This is a genomic window from Bradyrhizobium sp. WSM4874, assembly GCF_055811835.1.
On record NZ_JBVVPR010000231.1, the window covers coordinates 1 to 384 of the forward strand.

Here is a 384-nt window from a genome sequence, read left to right on the forward strand (position 1 = left end):
GATGAGGCCCCGGCTATGGCCGGTGAGCCGTACGATCTCCTTTATGGAGACGCCCGTCTCAGCCTGTTTGAGGATTGTCGCGTTGGTGTCTTCTCGCCGAAGATAACCCTCATATTGAATGCGCTCGGCGGCGGTCAATAAGTTGGGATTTATGGTGGCGGAGCCGACCGCGATGCGGACCTGGCGCATGGATTTGCGAACCGCATCCAGAAAGGCGTGGCTGGCGTTCTCCATGAGGTGCCAACGGTCGGCGACCTGGGTGGCGTGCGGGAGTGCCTTGGCCGCAGCAAGGGCGTAACCGCCGCCGCGGTCGCGCGCGACCACAGCGATCTGTGGTTGCCCCGCGAGCCAGGCCTGCGCAGTGGCTGGCTCTCTGTCGGGTAA

At 63.8% G+C, this 384-nt stretch carries 1 protein-coding gene; it reads right to left on the minus strand.

Annotation, left to right across the window (positions count from 1 at the left end; translation table 11 throughout):
* Positions 1–384, minus strand: a 384-nt coding sequence (locus AC0L3P_RS40160) for a transposase (RefSeq protein ID WP_473309479.1), incomplete at both ends; no start/stop codon positions are given.